This window comes from Burkholderia sp. Bp9031 (assembly GCF_003857965.1).
Classification (GTDB): Bacteria; Pseudomonadota; Gammaproteobacteria; order Burkholderiales; family Burkholderiaceae; genus Burkholderia; species Burkholderia ambifaria_A.
Map to the genome: position 1 here is coordinate 1 of NZ_QTPW01000061.1, position 14,618 is coordinate 14,618.

Below are 14,618 nucleotides of genomic sequence, written 5' to 3' on the forward strand. Positions count from 1 at the left end.
GAAGCAACCCAACGACCGTTCTCCGACCAGCGCCCCACGGCTGAGTTCGACGACCGCCTCGGGTGCGCGCCTCATGCCAAAGGAATGAAGCGACCCAAAACGGTCAGCCAGTTTTCTTTGCAGCGGACATTCGCCGACACTACTCACTGTAGTTCGTTCTCAACGGATAAGCGGGTGTGAATTCCACGCTGAACCCGCCGGATCCATGAGTTGCAACGCCAAGACTGCCTTGATGCGCGGCGGAGTTGAAGTTGATGTAGCAACGCGTATCGGCGGAGAGTTCCTTGTAGGTGCCATCGCGACTGTCGAGCAATAAAGCCCTTTCATTAATTTTTAAGAACGCATACCTGCCACCCGGAAGCACTTCACCTTCTCTCTGCCAGAGTCCGTCTAATTCCTGCCCCTTTATATTTTTATAGGGTTTTAACCGCATGTATGGCCTGTTGAGATAGCCTTTACGAAAAATGCCGACGGTCTCGTCTTCTAACCTGCGCATGAAGAAGCCATAGTGCGTCAACCATATTTCAGTTTCGTAAATATTCCCGTTGTATGACGCAAACGGTTTTCCTGACATCTTTGTGCCATCGTTGAATGCGATTTCTTCGTTAGAAATCGAGCTAACTTCTTTTGTGACTCCACTCGACTGGCATTTCCATATTATCTTGTTTGCGTTTACTTCAAAATCAAAGCAAACGGCCTTGCTATTGATCAAAAAAAACGATGCGCTGCGAAACTGACCCGCGGGGACCAGTTCATGAAAGGTGGAAGGATTGTCGGTATCAATACGTAGCAATGCTTTATCGGGGGAATACAGTTGTTGCGATATTTGAGGTTGCTTTTGATCTCGCGGAATCAATATGTACCTCGATGACGGATCCCATTGAAGTCTAAAGTGTCGATAGAATTGGGCTCCGGTGCCGTGCAAGCTTCCGACCTCGTTATCGGCTTCGCCCAGGATAAGGTAAGGTTTTTTCCCGGGCTCGACCACGTACAGTTTTTTTCCAATAACTACGATAGCCCTTTTCTGATCTGGCGATGGGTACACGGCGTTGCGGAGGTCGTCTGAAAAATCGCCCTCGAATACCGTTGGCGCAGAATCCACAATGGCCCTTCCATATTTCAGCTTGTTGCCGATGGAAAAGAAGAATGGCGTATCGGCTAGCTCAGAAAATGTCGAAGGTCTATAGTCAACGATGTTGTTTTCATTTCTCGTACAAGCTGTCATTACGAGAAAAATCAATCCAAGGGAAAACCCGCATCCTTTCGACCTAAACGACATTTTTTATCCTCCCAGGAACATTGGGGGTTTACGCAATCTCTTCCGCTGTGCCTCTGCATCACGCTTAGCATCGGCCGCCGAGGAACGAAGATACAGCAACCATTGAAAGATTACTGTGCGGGATACCCCAACTTCGGAGTTGAGTCGGGGCCTTATTGTCAATCTACGGCGCGTCGTCGACTGTCCCAAGATGGCCGAACGCGGCCGGCCGCCGCCCGGCGCACGCGACCGGCGCAGATCGACCCTGAGCGGTCCTTCAGAATTCCCAAAAGCTGTCGTTGAATCAGGAAACTTCGCGACTCGATATGAGTGTCGAACGCCCCATGTTGGTCAGCGAAGGACGATGCGTCGCGGATTCCCTTATTTCATCTTTCGAAACAAATAGAAAACACCTGTTATCGAAGCGATTATGACCAGCAGAAAAACGGGGGCGAGTGTCAACAATGCAAAACCTCCGGCAAGGTCGGTGTCTTCTGTTGAGGGGGCCGTGAAGCGGTGATAAAGAATCAGATTGAGAGTGGTATTGCAGATGATCGCCGCAACTGTGATCCCAGTTGCGACAGCCAGTACGCCAATACAGAACTTCTCTATCGACGTAAGCGTTTGTTGTTCTTTCTCAGACACCGTCGCCTCCCTCGTGCGTCCTTCGCCGATGCGTCGATTTTCGTCGATCTGTGCGGCGATGTCTAACGACCGCTGTTGGCCGAGGCCGTGTCAAAACTCGAAATTACCCGGTTTTCGGGTGTCGCTTTACCCTTCCCCAAGTGCCGCGAAGCCGATACAGAGCATTCTGGTGGGTCGACTTTCGCGCCCGACGTCGACGTCACACGTTTTGACACGGCCTCGGCCGGCAGCGGCCCCCCGTTCGGCCTTGCGGGCGGATGACCGTTCAAGGTCGGCGCCGTGAAAGGTTGCACTTTTCCAACGGTGGCAATGACGTCCAGCAACGGTCCTGCCTCCCCCGATCGAGACGTTATGCCCTTCCTTCGTCCAAGTGTCCTGATGCACCCCCAATTGATCACACCAAAAGTGAGATGAGCGCCGAAGCGCGAAGGTTTACAACTCTTTCGGATCGTCATGTGTGAAATGGAAGGGGGTTAACGATTGCTTGAAAGCTCAGTCGCCATCGCATTTAATGTCTGTTAATGCAAAAAATTCGAAGCTCAGCGGGGCGACATCATGAAAAAACTTGCCTTATACATGATGGATGCTGCATTAGTCTCAGCGGTTTTGTTTTTTTACTACGTCATCGCATTCTACGGTCACGGCCGAGCGGCAATATCAAACCAAATGGCCCACTGGCGAGACGTATGCTTCGTCTTGACGCTTGTTGCGATGTTTGTCATCCCTTTTAGATTAAAATCATACCCATCATTATATAATTTCGTTATGTTTGATTCGCACGGGGAAAGAAGAAAAACAATATTCGTCCCCTTGGTGGGAATGGTGTCAATCATCATCGGCACGGTGGCAATAATTCGAATATTTGTTGTGGTGGCTCCGTAAGGGGCGCGAATGGTAACGAACACCTCTTCATGTCCGAGTCGACTGTGAGCATATCTTCGCCGCAACCGTGCCTTCGAGCTGTCACTGACCGATTTCGAGGTGATGGAGCCTCTCAAATGTCTTTCGGATCGCGTCATCGGACGTCTCAAACTGGCCGTTCAGCGACACCCCAGTAGCCACTTACATCCCGCAGCTTTCATTGCACCGCACCATAACAAATCAACTGCAGAATACGGATACCCTAAGCCTCGCCACTGATGGCTAGGATGATTGAGCCGATGGCCCCATGTCCACCCGATTCGGTCCATCGCTGCAGATAAGATCGGATGTTCGATCTCGCGCCTTCTCCGACTACCGCATAATCGATTAATCGGCTAGTCTGTGCTTCGCTCGACTCCTCTCCAATGCAACTCCGTCTTGCCGCCGCTATGCGAGTGCAGCTCGACGGTCAGATGGAAGGGTTTTGTGGCGTTAAAACTCGAATGGCGTTTCGATTTGGTGAGCAAGGGTTTCTAAAGATGTCTGCTCAACGTTCGTTATCGTGTTGAACGGCTTTGCACGATCGTCCGTCGTTGGCCCGATACACTCGATCCAATCGAACCCTCATCTTTTTCAAGCAGGAGCAGAACCCGACATGTCCAAACGGATTTATTTGCAGCACCCTACCCGAGACGAAACGGTGGCCGTGAATACGGGGTTTAACTTGGCTGCTTGCCTGCTTGGCTTCATCTGGGCGCTAACGAAGAAATTATGGGTCATTGCACTAGCGATGCTGGCGGTGGATTTCGCCCTTGCAGTCATCGGTCTGGCGGGCGCGACGGCCGACCGGATCAGTCTGGTCCTATGCATCCTGTTTGCCATTTACTGCGGTATGTTCGCCAACGAGTGGCACCGCCGGGCTCTGGAGCGTAGGGGCTACACGGTATTGTAAAAGCCTGGATGGCGCTATCAACGCAGACTGATCCGGTTGACCCGCCCAGACCGAATTGTCGACGATCTTGATCCTTTGCTCGACTGTCCGCTCCTGGCCGCACTGCGCCCCACGACCAGGCACGCCACTCGCGCACGGCCCACGCCCTCATGCAACAGGCATAACCGACCCACAACGGTCATGCATCGTTCTGGACAGGGGGCATTCACTCAAGCAATTGACACCGCCTGACCACGCGAAGCCGCACCACTACAAATCGGACGAGTAGCTTACTCATAGATCTTGCCTGCCATCAAAATGTCAGCGGCGCGGCGCCAAGGATTTTCCGACGGGGTGTAATATTTCAATCCCTTCGTGGACGCATTTGCCCATGCGCACGAGGCCTCCAGGAAGGAGCCGATGGAACCATTTTCCCAGCCCAATGCACCACTGGAATAGGGTGATGAAGGCGTGGTTGCTTCGATTTCTGCTTCAGTGAACCAGTCAGTCGCGAGATGCGCCAGAAATTCCACGAAGGAGCGCTCATCGGAAACTTGCTCCAGTGCGTCTCTTAGCTTCGTCGCCATTTCGGTTTTCAACTTGTGTTGTTTGTGTTCCATGCTGCGCCTTTTCTCGACACTTTGAGCAGAGATTGTCACTGATCCGGCGCATAACGTCGAACGTCTCAAAGTGGCCGGCAACTGCCAGTGGTGATTGGAGGAGACCGACCCGGAGGCGACATTCAGTTCGGCCTGCCGCGTGGCCGGTATTGGCGACAGCCGCCGGCCGTGATCGCCGGCAACTGGCCGAACAGCGAACTTCGAGCGGTCACGCGCAGGCCACCGGTAAACTCTGGCAGGCAAAGCAACTTTTCCCGGTCACATGAGCACGCAACCTACAGTCGTACCTGCCAACTTCACCCCAATGATGCAGCGGTCACTTTCGCTGAGACGGTGAGCTTTGATTGCGGGGCGCCGCAATGGATTCGGCGGATGTATTCCCGCCTCGTCACTCACCACTGCATCGTTATCAAAACAGCGAGGTCTGACGCGGATCCCGTGGTGGTGTGCTGGAGCTTCTCACGGGTTTTCCGGACCGCATCGGCTTGCGACGACGGGGAACACGTCGCAGATGCGCGATGAGACGCACGGATTCGCCGTCTGCTGTCAGGCACAGACAGAACCTCCCAATCTCACCCGGGGCGCAGGCTTCGCGCGCACGCAACGAAAGTCGCAGGGCATGGCGACGCGCGCGAGCAATGAGTTGTCCCCGACTCATTCCGGGCCAGCAGTCGGCAACCATCGACTTCACCGCAGCCGGCAACGCCTCTGGCGCGATGTCGGGCGGCAAGGAGATGGCAATCAGCTCGAAAGTATCCGACATATAGGTAGTTCCATGAGGCACGCGCTGTGGGACTTCAATTACGTTGAGGCCGGTCGGAAAAAATGGAAGCCAACGTTTCGTAAAATCGAGAAACGGAGGCATGAATGAATCGAATTCCAAGGGCGGTCTATACGAAGGAGCTTCGCGACGAAGCGGTCAAGCTTGCGTTGACGGAAGGTGTCGGGGTATCGGAAGCTTCGCGGCGGTTATCGATCCCGATGAAGACGCTGGCAAACTGGGTGCGTGCGGCGAGGGCCGGCAAGCTGCAAGATGTCGGTCGGCACCAGAAGCCACTGCCGGAGATGGAGGCCGAGCTGGCGCAGGTCAAACGGGAGCTGGCCGAGGTCAAAATGGAGCGCGATCTCCTAAAAAAGTTCGCGACGTACTTCGCGAAGGAGTCGCGGTGAAGTACGGCATGATTGAACAAATGCGACAGGACTACCCTGTGCCGCCGATGTGCCGCGTGCTGAGCGTATCGGTAAGTGGCTACTATGCGTGGCGCAAGCGCAAGCCGTCCGCAAGAACTCGGCAGGAACCTCGCCTGGAAGCGGAGGTGCTCGCGGCCCATCAGCGAACCCGGGAAAGTTTCGGACCCGAGCGCCTGCAGCAACATCTCGAGGAACGTGGCGTGCGAATCGGCGTGCACCGGATCAGACGGCTGCGCAGAAAACTGGGACTGCGCTGCAAGCAGAAACGTCGGTTCAAGGCGACGACGAATTCGAAGCACGACCTGCCTGTCGCGCCGAATCTGCTGAACCAGGATTTCTCGGTGACGGCACCCAATCAAGCCTGGTGCGGTGACATCACCTATATCGCGACCGACGAGGGCTGGCTGTACCTCGCTGGCCTGAAGGATCTGTACAGTGGCGAAATCGTTGGCTATGCGATGAGCGAACGGATGACGAAAAATCTGGTGATGCAGGCGCTGTTTCGCGCTGCCGTGACCCGACGGCCTCCGGCGGGCCTGATTCACCATAGCGATCGCGGGTCGCAATATTGTGCGCTGGCCTATCAAGCACTCATCAGCCAATTTGACATGCGAGCGTCGATGAGCCGCCGTGGCAACTGTTACGACAACGCCCCGATCGAATCCTTCTGGGGAACGCTGAAGAATGAACTGGTCTATCATCAACGCTTCGCCACGCGCGAGCAGGCACGCCGGGCGATCAGCGAATACATCGAAATCTTCTACAACCGGCAGCGCACGCAGGCGCGTCTGAACTACCAATCGCCTGTCGCGTTCACGCAGCGTTTCTATCTGAATCAGATCGCTGCTTAACCCGTTGGCCTCCACGAATTCCGTCCGACCTCATATCAACGGTTGCTTGCGCCTACATCCCGCCGCCCTCTAAAGTCGCACTTTAGGTCAGCAGTGTGTACCGCGTTCACCGTCCGGGTTCGTGTGGTGGGCCTGGCCGGACTTGAACCGGCGACCAATCGATTATGAGTCGACTGCTCTAACCAACTGAGCTACGGGCCCATGGTGGAGCGGGTGAAGGGAATCGAACCCTCGTCGTAAGCTTGGAAGGCTTCTGCTCTACCATTGAGCTACACCCGCGGCGGCACGCATTCTCGCACGATTTAGGGCGCCAACAGGATACTGGTTTACGTCGATTGGCCTTGGGGCATAGCGACCAGTCGCTGCGACAGCAGCTTTGCCGAATACGCGCAATTGATCACTTTGCGAGCGCAAGGACTGGTCTTGCCTATCAGTTTTCCCCTGGCCACCAAGGCTTTGCGGCCGGGCGGATCAGATAGTCATCCAGGTTTTTGCCAGCCAGCCACTTCGGACACGCGCCGCGTCCCGTCCACGATTTGCCAGAGGAAGGATCGTAGTATTTGGCTGGCAACTGCTTGGGCTTGTCTTTCACAAAGCCGGCCGCACGGAGCAATTCCACCTCCGTGATGCCGTACTCCTTCACCTGCTCCCGAATCGCGGAGAGGACCGCCGCCTTTTCCTTCTTCCGTGCCTCATCAAGAAGCAAATTGAGGTGGCCAAGCTGCTGGTGCAGGGCCTGAATTTTACTGGTCATCGTAAATAATCTGCTGATTGATACCGTGCGCTCGCAAAGCATGCCGGTCGCGGTGCGATTTCGAAGCCTGTTTGGCCACTGCAATCATGATGGCATCTTTTCGGGGCAACTTGCCGCCAACATACTGCTCGCATTACATTCGTCAGCAGTCCCGGCCCTTCCTCGTCGTCCATTCAGATCGCAGCATAGCGACACTTCGTACATGGCGAGCGATGCGTGTAATGTCTGCGCGTACAACTCGGGCAATTCTCCCCCGGTTGACCTCGTTTGAGCAAATTACAATTGCAACAAAGATCCAGAAGTTGCGTTGCCTGCGGTAGATGTTATAGGGTAATGGCCAAACCCGCTTTTAGTGCACATGACTGAGGAATCCACGAATGAACAAGCAAGAACTCATCGACGCTGTTTCGGCTGCCACCGGCGACACCAAAGCCAGCACTGGGGCCGCCCTTGATGCCATTCTCGAGGCCGTGACGCACGCAGTCACCCGCGGTGATACGGTGCAATTGATCGGTTTTGGCTCCTTCTCCACGGGTGCCCGCGCCGAGCGGACCGGCCGCAATCCCGCTACCGGGGAAGCCATCACGATCGCTGCCGCAAAAACGGTCAAGTTTACCGCCGGCAAAGCATTCAAGGATGCCGTGAATACCTGATCGGTATTGAGACAACAGCCTCACCCAGCGGGAAATTTCTCCAGCAGGTCGATGTGACGCAAGATGAGTTCCAAGACAAGCCGCGGACGGCCCGCCGCGCCGCGACGCACCTTGACAAAGACCATGTTGTTGCCGCTCGACAATACGTCGGTGCAAACACAGTCCTTGTCACATCATCTTGCGCTGGCGGCCTGTCGGAACGGCCAAGGGAACGCGTATCTTTTCAACGAGCTGATACGCACCACGTATATCGTGTGGTTCCTGCAACAGGCTGGCTACGGGGACGAACCCGTTGAACGCCACAAGGCAGTCGAGCATGCGGTCGAGGCCACGCACATGCATGCCGATGAGTCGAATGAGTGGATCCTCGCAGCGGACGCCGTGTCGGCATTTGAACGGCTGCTCGTGCTGCATGATTGGCAACTGAATGTCGCGCCACGTTACAAGGTGATCGACGCCGAGCAGCAACTGAAGCGATTCCTGGCCGGAACGGCCTCGTCTCCGATTCCCAATCCCCGTCAGGGCGGCACCGTGGCCGCCCATCCAAGCCATATCTAGATCATCCCTGTTACCGCATGCAGGATCGCCCACGAAGCGCACATGTAATGGGCGAGCAAAACAACGGTACCACGGCCGTGTAACCCTAAGTTTAGTTAGACTTAGTAAACTCGTCGGCAACGACATTGTCACGCGGCCTCGTCGATGGGAATGTGCGCAACACTGTCCGCGCAGATTCGCTCAGCCTGATTGAGCGATACAGATGAACTTGTTGGCTGAAATACGGCATCACCACGTTCGTAAGCCTGTCCCGACACCACGCAGATTCCGCCAGCAGTCGCCAGCGCAGCAGTCCAAAGCTGCTCGCTATAACACCCCCGCCCGGCCTGCCGCCACGACACAATGAGGCGGCCGGATCCGGGCCGCTCCAGAATGCGCACCGTTGACCGGACCGCGTCTGGAGGCACTGCAGATGGTTGATCACCCACACCTTGCGCCGTGTTGACTAGGCCACCCTCATGCGCCTGCTTACGGCGCCTCCGAACGGCCAGCATGGTGCCGCGGCATGTCGACGCGCCACAACGGCACGCGTATCGGTCGCGCATCGAGCGCGTCACGCGCCCGTCAACTGCGAGCGCATAGTCAATGCTAATTTCGTCACCTGCATCGATCGCGCGCAGCGCTCGAATAAAAATCCGGCCGTCTCGATCTTCTGCCTCGCAATTCGGCGCGCACGAATGATTGATCCAACGCGACGAGTTGCCCGCTGCTGCGCCATCAATGACGCGCCCATCGCCGAGATCGAAGAAGAAGGTATGATCCGGATTGGCGGGATCGGCCGGCGGTCTGTTGATGGCGACCTCCCAATCGATACGCTCACCGACGTACTCGAGGAGCATTTCACCAGCGGTCAGGTCGCGACGAGCAAATACGCCGCGGCCATGGATCGGAGAGCGCCGCACAACGATGCGGGGGACGCGATGGGATGCCGGATGCGTGGTCATCTCAGGAAGTTGAATCGTGCCGATCGGACTTCACCCTTTGAGGGGGGGCAAAACCATCCGAAGATCGTGTCGCCAGCGGGCCAGGTTCATCCGAAACAATGTCGCCATCCCAAACTCACCTACACAACTGTGGCGGCATCCAGGCCCTGGGCCGGATTTACCCGGATCAGGTGAAAAACGATGCAACGTCAGCAGGAACAAACAATAAAAGCGAGTGGCAGGGAACAATCCTTTCCTTGCCACCCGCCTGCCTGACCACCGCCGTCTTACTCGCTCGCGGCTTCGGTGACGACTTCCGGCTTGACAGCGGCACCCTCAGCCTTTTTCACGCCAGGCGCGCGCCGGCTTCTCGTCTTTTTTGCCGCAACTACACTAGTCGACGGGCGCCCTCTTTTGCGAGCCGCCGTCTCGCCCGCCGATTTCACGGATTTCGCGTCGCCCTTTCGGGTCTTTGCTGCTGCTTTCTTTGCCGCAGCTTTCTTGACTGCGACCCGAGCTACGCCATTGCCGACGGCACTCTGTGTCTCGGCCGCTGCGCCAATGAGAAAGCGAGTGCGGTCCTTCACGTCCTTGATCCACGCCGGCGCGCGGCCTCGACCGCTCCAGGTTTCACCCGTCTTCGGGTTCTGGTACTTTGCCGCCACGTGACCGCCGACCTTCTTGCCCTTGCCTACGCGTTGACGACCGAAAATCTGCTCGGCCGTGATTCCGTATTCAGCCACCTTTTCACGAATGTCAGTAATCAATGCTTCCAGCTCTGCAACGCGTGCCGCTTCTGTTTTTTCCTGCAAAGCGTCGAGTTGCGCCTTCAACGTCTTGTAGTCTCTATTGGCCATGTTCTGTTCTCCCATAGTTGTCGGTTGCGAGAGATCGCAACGCTCGAATTATGCCACTCATCGAGATAGACGGAATTGATAGATTACCCTGCAAGCCACTTTCAACCAGCGCTTGATCGATACAGTCCTATCAGCACAGCCCTCCGACTCAAACTAAATCAAGGAGTTCAAAACATGCGTTACGAACCCGTCGGCGATACGCAACTTGAGGATGGATGGAGAAAATCCATCGGCCCGGCTAACGTCCGGTTGCAACAAGCAGCCAAGCTCCTGGAGCTGCCGCGCGCAACCGCTCATCTCAGCGCATCGACCCATTTACAACTCAGCGAACGCATCAGGTTGATCGCCTTCTCCAGCGGCTGTCCCTTGTCGATAGAGGCTGTCGGCCGAATTCGACAAGGAAGCGTTGCTCGCGTGCACTGCCGTCCTGGCTTTCGCGTGTCGCCGTCACAACGGCCGATCTGATCACGCTCGATTCAGTGTAAAAGCGAGGGCAACTCGTGGTCGCTGAGATTCCCAATCCATTGCTCGCCTGTGCCAACGGCCAATTCGGCCAGTTCGCGCTTGCCTTTGATCATGTCGTTGATGCGTTCCTCGAACGTCGCCTCCGTAATCAGGCGATGCACCTGCACATGGCTGCGCTGCACTATGCGGTTGGCGCGATCGTTCGCCTGGGCCTCGACTGCCGGGTTCCACCTGAGGTAGAAATGGATGACGCTCGGGGCGGCCGCCAGGTTCAGCCCGGTGCCGCCGTCCTTGAGTGAAAGCAGGAACACCCGCTCGGTGCGATCGTGCCGGAGGTACACAACCATATCGTCGCGCTCTTTCCGCACCACGCCGCCGTGCAGGAACTGCGGTGTGCGGCCGTAACGCTCGCCAAGCCAGCCGCGTAGCAGCGCGCCCCTCCTCGGAACTGGGTAACGATGAACAACCGTCCATGCGAACTCGTCGCCTACGGCTTGAAGCCACCGGCGCTCGCTAATCGAGCGCTCGCCAAAGTAGCGCCGGGCGTTGCCGCACATCCAGCGGCTACATGGCGTCGGTGTGTCGATCAACCGCCCAAGCGGTTTGTCGGTTTTGGCGCAGTCGCCCCACCACGCACGCCGCTTTTTCCTTGGCTCGACGTTTTGCGCTGCTTGCCATATCGCACCTCAATTCATATGGTGAATGTGCGAAAGCCCGCTCGAAGGGGGCTGATTGACGACAATGAAAAAATTGCTCCCTTGAAAGCCAAGGGTTGTATGCGGTGCAGCCCTATGAGGTCGCTGAGCTTTTCATTCCTGGGGCCAGTCGGCCGCCGTGTCGTCGCCGCGCAAAATTGAGGTGAGGCGTGACAAATCGCATGTTCATGAAGCGAGCGAACGCGCTTAAGCTATTGCTCGATGCACGCCAATCTGCGATCGGCCAGACTGCAGGAATGTCAGTCGACGATACTGACGCAAAGCTTGAAGCGCTGAATCGCCTGATATTCGACGTCCGTGCGTGCCGGGTAAATGAATTTCAGATCGACCCGGCCGACGAGATGGAGATCGTCGTAACGGACTAAGCCTACGGTCCCACGGCAGCCTAATCATGAATTCTCATCGCCTGGACGCGCCGTCCGAATGGGCAGATTGCCGCGTATCCCGGTGGACTGTCGATCCAAGCGCACAACTTGTTCATACCTCTGGAAGCATCACGACAGGCTGCATGAAACGTGGGGATTCGCCGCATTGGAGCGCGAGCGCTCCGACAAGCTGTCGCTCGACGCCGCGATTCCATGAAGAATCGGAAACCATCTCGACCTCGCACTGTTGAGCCGAACGTGGACCGGCACGCATCGATCGTGGATGGATTTCCTGTCACGGCCAGCGCTAGAGACTTTGGGATACCGCACAGGCGCAGCTTTACCGGATCGCGGTGGATTATGCGAACGCTGGCGCCATGCTGTGCTGCGACCGGACGACGCTGTTGAATCGCACCCGGGACGTACATTTTCGACCGTGGAGCTACTGACGCTTCGAGTGCCAACATCGGCCCGTCTATAATGGAATGCTCAAAATGATCGCATGGAGCCCTACTTTATGAGTCAAGCCCGCGGGCGATATGCGGGATCTCGGGACAGCGGCCAACGCCAACCTCGCCACGTAAAAAAATCCCCGTCCAATCGGCAGGGACAACCGTATGTGAAGACGCCTCCTCGAGATGCCGCCCAGACTGCCTCCATTTTCAAAACACGATCGTTTCAGTTTCTGGTCGATACGGTAGGCGCAGAGAATATCGCGATAGCGCTTGAATCGAACATGACGCGAGTCGGCGAACTGATGAAGGGCGAGAGGTTCACACCCGAGACCGCCTTTCACATGGAAACCACGCTTGGGTTACCGCATGGTTTTTTTGACCATCCCAATCCTGCGCTCGCGGCCGAGACCATCGCTCGCCTGAAGTCACCGCTCGACTTCATTCAAACGGACGACGGACAAGGCGCAGAGTCTGAAGCACTTAAGCCGTCTTCGGCCCTAAGCGTCGATCAACAATCAGTTCTTAAAGATAGTTTGTCCGAGGAAGAGAAAATGCCAAAGAAAGCAGCTGGACGAGCGTCCAGGACCGTCAAGCACCGTCAAAGCGAAATGGTCGAACAGCCTAAACCCCACGCGCCACAAAAAGCTTCGCCATCGAAATACAAGCGTTCTCCTAAAACGCCCGAACAGCAATCGCTGGCATTGAGCGACAGCGCCGAGGTAGAAAACATCCGACGCGCTAACTTGCACGTTCTCACCAGTCGCAACGGATCGAAAGTACGACTTGGTGTGGTCATGGCGATGAGTGGCTCCAACATGGCCCATCGGCTACATGGCAAGAAACGCATGGACAGTGTGGAAGCAAACCGATTCACGGAGCGACTTGGATTGCCAAGTGGCTGGTTGGACACCCCGCGCTCCGAAGCCGAGATTCCAGCGTCGGTGTCGCGGTTGCTCACGCCTGCATCGCGCGGTCGCGTATCCGTTCAACAACACGAGCCGATTGCGGTCGCAACAGGCGATGGCGTGCCAGCGAAGCTCGTCGATGAGAAAGCACACAAGGGGCGCGCGCGGGTGGGTGCCCTGGGCGATTCGGAAAGCCCCTCACCTGTTTCAGCAGACGTCGCAGGAGAGAAAGAGACGTCCGTCGTCAGCCCGCAAGATCATGTAAGAGAGTTCTCCGACGACCTTGCCGGTCGCACACTTGAAGTAAGTAATGGCGAAGCGCCGGCTGCCGCACCGGCAACCCTTGAGTCGCGCCCCGCCTCCGCAATACCGCAGCGAAACCCAGTACCGCCCCCCTTCTCTTCCGTGGCCAGCCTGGACAATCTTGATGGTATTGCACCGATTGCGGAAGCATTGATCAAGACGCTAGCAGGTAAAGCACGCACGGGTCGACTGGACGAATTGAAAGCGCTGGAGCTTTTGCAGCAAGCGGTTCTGTTGTAAGTAGGCGGCAGCATGCCACGCCCCCCTCGTGCCATGACGCATAAAGCGCATCGAGGTGGGCTGGGCCCGGCGCACCATGCAACGCCTCAACACCCCAAAACGCTCGATCGCCCGCGTGCCCGGGGGCATGAACAGGTGACGGAGGTTCGTGCGATCGAGCGCAGTTGCAGCTCAAGTCCCTCGCAATCGCATTAATACGGGTTCACTGCAATATGAAGCTCGCGCCGCCACGAACCATACTCATATCCTCGGGCAGCATCGATACCGGAGGAATGCCATGCCGACCTACCAATACCGTTGCGAGAAGTGCGGCAAAACGTTCGAGAGCGTCGAGCATCTCGCTGAACATTCATCGGCTCATCCGCCTTGCCCTCATTGCGGAAGCGAACAGGTTCAACACGTACCGACGCCATTTGTCGCGAAGACGTCAAGAAAGAGCTGATCCAGGCTGTCGACTCTAGACGCTATTTTCCCGTTCGCCAGGCGCTCACGCCGAAATCGCTTACGAGGCAGCGCGTCTGGGTCAACGAAGATTTTGAGGGGGTGCATCGGCGATGCCAGCGTGGCTTACAAAAAGTCTGAATTGTCAGTGACAGCCCCGTTGTGATACGGGGTAGCCGCTGTCTGGCGCCGGCCAGTCGCATCATTTACAACCGATTTCCTTGGAGCGTTCAGAGTATGGCAACGGGTACCGTCAAGTGGTTCAACGATACGAAGGGGTTCGGATTCATCACGCCGGATGATGGCGGCGAAGACCTGTTTGCGCACTTCTCCGAGGTTCAGGGAAGTGGCTTCAAATCGCTTCAAGAGGGCCAGAAGGTCAGCTTCGAGGTCAAGCAGGGCCCCAAGGGGAAGCAGGCCGCCAGCATCAAGCCGCTGTAAGTTTTCCCCGCAGCGAACACGCCCGGCCAGGCAACGATCAGGCCGACGCGTGATCGCTGCCAGTCTGGAGCCGGGCGTCGAAGGAATACCGCGCCCGGCTTGCCTCAGCGCTCGAGAAAGGGCCTGAGCTTGTCCGCACGGCTGGGATGCATCAGCTTGCGCATCGCCTTGCTCTCAATCTGACG

18 protein-coding genes, 2 tRNA genes and 1 pseudogene are annotated in these 14,618 nt (G+C 56.7%); 9 read left to right on the top strand and 12 right to left on the bottom strand.

What is annotated here, in order from left to right:
- Positions 1 to 139: 139 nt before the first annotated feature.
- The 3 genes from DIE15_RS36015 to DIE15_RS36025 form a co-directional block, all read right to left on the bottom strand.
- On the bottom strand, positions 140 to 1,279 hold the full coding sequence (locus DIE15_RS36015) for a hypothetical protein (protein WP_124835820.1): 1,140 nt from the start codon (positions 1,277 to 1,279) through the stop codon (positions 140 to 142).
- A 360-nt stretch (positions 1,280 to 1,639) separates the two neighbouring features.
- A complete protein-coding gene (locus DIE15_RS36020) occupies positions 1,640 to 1,903 on the bottom strand; it encodes a hypothetical protein (RefSeq protein WP_124835821.1) in 264 nt (87 codons plus the stop codon).
- Positions 1,904 to 2,541: 638 nt separating this feature from the next.
- Positions 2,542 to 2,808: a hypothetical protein gene (locus DIE15_RS36025; RefSeq protein ID WP_124835822.1), complete on the bottom strand. Its 267-nt coding sequence runs from the start codon at positions 2,806 to 2,808 to the stop codon at positions 2,542 to 2,544.
- Positions 2,809 to 3,419: 611 nt separating this feature from the next.
- Here DIE15_RS36025 and DIE15_RS36030 point away from each other — a divergent pair.
- Positions 3,420 to 3,716, top strand: a complete 297-nt coding sequence (locus DIE15_RS36030; protein ID WP_124835823.1) for a DUF2628 domain-containing protein — start codon at positions 3,420 to 3,422, stop codon at positions 3,714 to 3,716.
- A 269-nt stretch (positions 3,717 to 3,985) separates the two neighbouring features.
- On the opposite strand, the gene DIE15_RS36035 is transcribed toward DIE15_RS36030, so the two are convergent.
- Both DIE15_RS36035 and DIE15_RS36040 read right to left on the bottom strand, forming a co-directional pair.
- Entirely contained in the window at positions 3,986 to 4,315 is a 330-nt protein-coding gene (locus DIE15_RS36035) for a hypothetical protein (protein ID WP_124835824.1), read from the bottom strand.
- A gap of 409 nt (positions 4,316 to 4,724) precedes the next feature.
- Positions 4,725 to 5,180, bottom strand: a complete 456-nt coding sequence (locus DIE15_RS36040) for a hypothetical protein (protein WP_260428450.1) — start codon at positions 5,178 to 5,180, stop codon at positions 4,725 to 4,727.
- Positions 5,181 to 5,182: 2 nt separating this feature from the next.
- On the opposite strand from DIE15_RS36040, the gene DIE15_RS36045 reads away from it, so the two are divergent.
- Positions 5,183 to 6,357, top strand: a protein-coding gene (locus DIE15_RS36045) for an IS3 family transposase (protein ID WP_124551171.1) whose coding sequence is annotated in 2 segments (ribosomal slippage) — positions 5,183 to 5,444 and positions 5,444 to 6,357 — 1,176 coding nt in all. Because the reading frame shifts where the segments join, the coding sequence is not laid out codon by codon here.
- 124 nt (positions 6,358 to 6,481) lie between these two features.
- Here the strand turns inward: DIE15_RS36045 and DIE15_RS36050 are convergent.
- The 3 genes from DIE15_RS36050 to DIE15_RS36060 form a co-directional block, all read right to left on the bottom strand.
- Positions 6,482 to 6,558 (bottom strand) — tRNA-Ile (locus DIE15_RS36050).
- Positions 6,559 to 6,562: 4 nt separating this feature from the next.
- Positions 6,563 to 6,636, bottom strand: a tRNA-Gly gene (locus DIE15_RS36055).
- A 151-nt stretch (positions 6,637 to 6,787) separates the two neighbouring features.
- Positions 6,788 to 7,111, bottom strand: a complete 324-nt coding sequence (locus tag DIE15_RS36060) for an H-NS family nucleoid-associated regulatory protein (protein WP_124614049.1) — start codon at positions 7,109 to 7,111, stop codon at positions 6,788 to 6,790.
- A 377-nt stretch (positions 7,112 to 7,488) separates the two neighbouring features.
- On the opposite strand from DIE15_RS36060, the gene DIE15_RS36065 reads away from it, so the two are divergent.
- Positions 7,489 to 7,764: an HU family DNA-binding protein gene (locus DIE15_RS36065; RefSeq protein ID WP_124835825.1), complete on the top strand. Its 276-nt coding sequence runs from the start codon at positions 7,489 to 7,491 to the stop codon at positions 7,762 to 7,764.
- Between the two features lie 63 nt (positions 7,765 to 7,827).
- Entirely contained in the window at positions 7,828 to 8,322 is a 495-nt protein-coding gene (locus DIE15_RS36070; protein ID WP_242431820.1) for a hypothetical protein, read from the top strand.
- A 128-nt stretch (positions 8,323 to 8,450) separates the two neighbouring features.
- On the opposite strand, the gene DIE15_RS38240 is transcribed toward DIE15_RS36070, so the two are convergent.
- Together DIE15_RS38240 and DIE15_RS37970 are read right to left on the bottom strand one after the other, a co-directional pair.
- Complete coding sequence (locus tag DIE15_RS38240; protein WP_124835826.1) at positions 8,451 to 9,266, bottom strand: SET domain-containing protein-lysine N-methyltransferase; 816 nt, start codon at positions 9,264 to 9,266, stop codon at positions 8,451 to 8,453.
- A 539-nt stretch (positions 9,267 to 9,805) separates the two neighbouring features.
- A pseudogene (locus DIE15_RS37970) lies at positions 9,806 to 10,102 on the bottom strand (H-NS family nucleoid-associated regulatory protein); the annotation flags it as partial.
- A 174-nt stretch (positions 10,103 to 10,276) separates the two neighbouring features.
- Between DIE15_RS37970 and DIE15_RS36085 the strand changes: the two are divergent.
- Entirely contained in the window at positions 10,277 to 10,567 is a 291-nt protein-coding gene (locus DIE15_RS36085; RefSeq protein WP_124835828.1) for a hypothetical protein, read from the top strand.
- 11 nt (positions 10,568 to 10,578) lie between these two features.
- Here the strand turns inward: DIE15_RS36085 and DIE15_RS36090 are convergent, their stop codons facing one another.
- Positions 10,579 to 11,124 (bottom strand): helicase-related protein, encoded by a 546-nt coding sequence (locus tag DIE15_RS36090; protein ID WP_221624190.1) that lies wholly within the window; start codon positions 11,122 to 11,124, stop codon positions 10,579 to 10,581.
- Positions 11,125 to 11,450: 326 nt separating this feature from the next.
- Here DIE15_RS36090 and DIE15_RS36095 point away from each other — a divergent pair, with 326 nt between their 5' ends.
- Positions 11,451 to 11,648, top strand: coding sequence for a hypothetical protein (locus DIE15_RS36095; protein WP_124835829.1), 198 nt, complete (start codon positions 11,451 to 11,453; stop codon positions 11,646 to 11,648).
- A gap of 517 nt (positions 11,649 to 12,165) precedes the next feature.
- Positions 12,166 to 13,551, top strand: coding sequence for a hypothetical protein (locus DIE15_RS36100; protein WP_124835830.1), 1,386 nt, complete (start codon positions 12,166 to 12,168; stop codon positions 13,549 to 13,551).
- 202 nt (positions 13,552 to 13,753) lie between these two features.
- Here the strand turns inward: DIE15_RS36100 and DIE15_RS37315 are convergent, their stop codons facing one another.
- Positions 13,754 to 13,900 (bottom strand): hypothetical protein, encoded by a 147-nt coding sequence (locus tag DIE15_RS37315; RefSeq protein WP_162492269.1) that lies wholly within the window; start codon positions 13,898 to 13,900, stop codon positions 13,754 to 13,756.
- Between DIE15_RS37315 and DIE15_RS36105 the strand changes: the two genes are divergently transcribed.
- Both DIE15_RS36105 and DIE15_RS36110 read left to right on the top strand, forming a co-directional pair.
- Entirely contained in the window at positions 13,829 to 13,993 is a 165-nt protein-coding gene (locus DIE15_RS36105) for a zinc ribbon domain-containing protein (RefSeq protein ID WP_082664717.1), read from the top strand. The genes DIE15_RS37315 and DIE15_RS36105 overlap by 72 nt on opposite strands.
- Before the next feature lie 236 nt (positions 13,994 to 14,229).
- The gene (locus DIE15_RS36110; protein ID WP_057926883.1) at positions 14,230 to 14,433 is read left to right on the top strand and encodes a cold-shock protein; all 204 of its coding nucleotides are present in this window, start codon (positions 14,230 to 14,232) and stop codon (positions 14,431 to 14,433) included.
- Positions 14,434 to 14,618 lie beyond the last annotated feature (185 nt).

Bases quoted from the DNA above. Each gene is read 5' to 3' on its own strand.
- DIE15_RS36015 (WP_124835820.1), bottom strand. From the start codon at position 1,279: ATGTCGTTTAGGTCGAAAGGATGCGGGTTTTCCCTTGGATTGATTTTT.
- DIE15_RS36030 (WP_124835823.1), top strand. From the start codon at position 3,420: ATGTCCAAACGGATTTATTTGCAGCACCCTACCCGAGACGAAACGGTG.
- DIE15_RS36035 (WP_124835824.1), bottom strand. From the start codon at position 4,315: ATGGAACACAAACAACACAAGTTGAAAACCGAAATGGCGACGAAGCTA.
- DIE15_RS36040 (WP_260428450.1), bottom strand. From the start codon at position 5,180: ATGCCTCCGTTTCTCGATTTTACGAAACGTTGGCTTCCATTTTTTCCG.
- DIE15_RS36060 (WP_124614049.1), bottom strand. From the start codon at position 7,111: ATGACCAGTAAAATTCAGGCCCTGCACCAGCAGCTTGGCCACCTCAAT.
- DIE15_RS36065 (WP_124835825.1), top strand. From the start codon at position 7,489: ATGAACAAGCAAGAACTCATCGACGCTGTTTCGGCTGCCACCGGCGAC.
- DIE15_RS36070 (WP_242431820.1), top strand. From the start codon at position 7,828: ATGAGTTCCAAGACAAGCCGCGGACGGCCCGCCGCGCCGCGACGCACC.
- DIE15_RS38240 (WP_124835826.1), bottom strand. From the start codon at position 9,266: ATGACCACGCATCCGGCATCCCATCGCGTCCCCCGCATCGTTGTGCGG.
- DIE15_RS36085 (WP_124835828.1), top strand. From the start codon at position 10,277: ATGCGTTACGAACCCGTCGGCGATACGCAACTTGAGGATGGATGGAGA.
- DIE15_RS36090 (WP_221624190.1), bottom strand. From the start codon at position 11,124: ATGTGCGGCAACGCCCGGCGCTACTTTGGCGAGCGCTCGATTAGCGAG.
- DIE15_RS36095 (WP_124835829.1), top strand. From the start codon at position 11,451: ATGAAGCGAGCGAACGCGCTTAAGCTATTGCTCGATGCACGCCAATCT.
- DIE15_RS36100 (WP_124835830.1), top strand. From the start codon at position 12,166: ATGAGTCAAGCCCGCGGGCGATATGCGGGATCTCGGGACAGCGGCCAA.
- DIE15_RS36105 (WP_082664717.1), top strand. From the start codon at position 13,829: ATGCCGACCTACCAATACCGTTGCGAGAAGTGCGGCAAAACGTTCGAG.
- DIE15_RS37315 (WP_162492269.1), bottom strand. From the start codon at position 13,900: ATGTTCAGCGAGATGCTCGACGCTCTCGAACGTTTTGCCGCACTTCTC.
- DIE15_RS36110 (WP_057926883.1), top strand. From the start codon at position 14,230: ATGGCAACGGGTACCGTCAAGTGGTTCAACGATACGAAGGGGTTCGGA.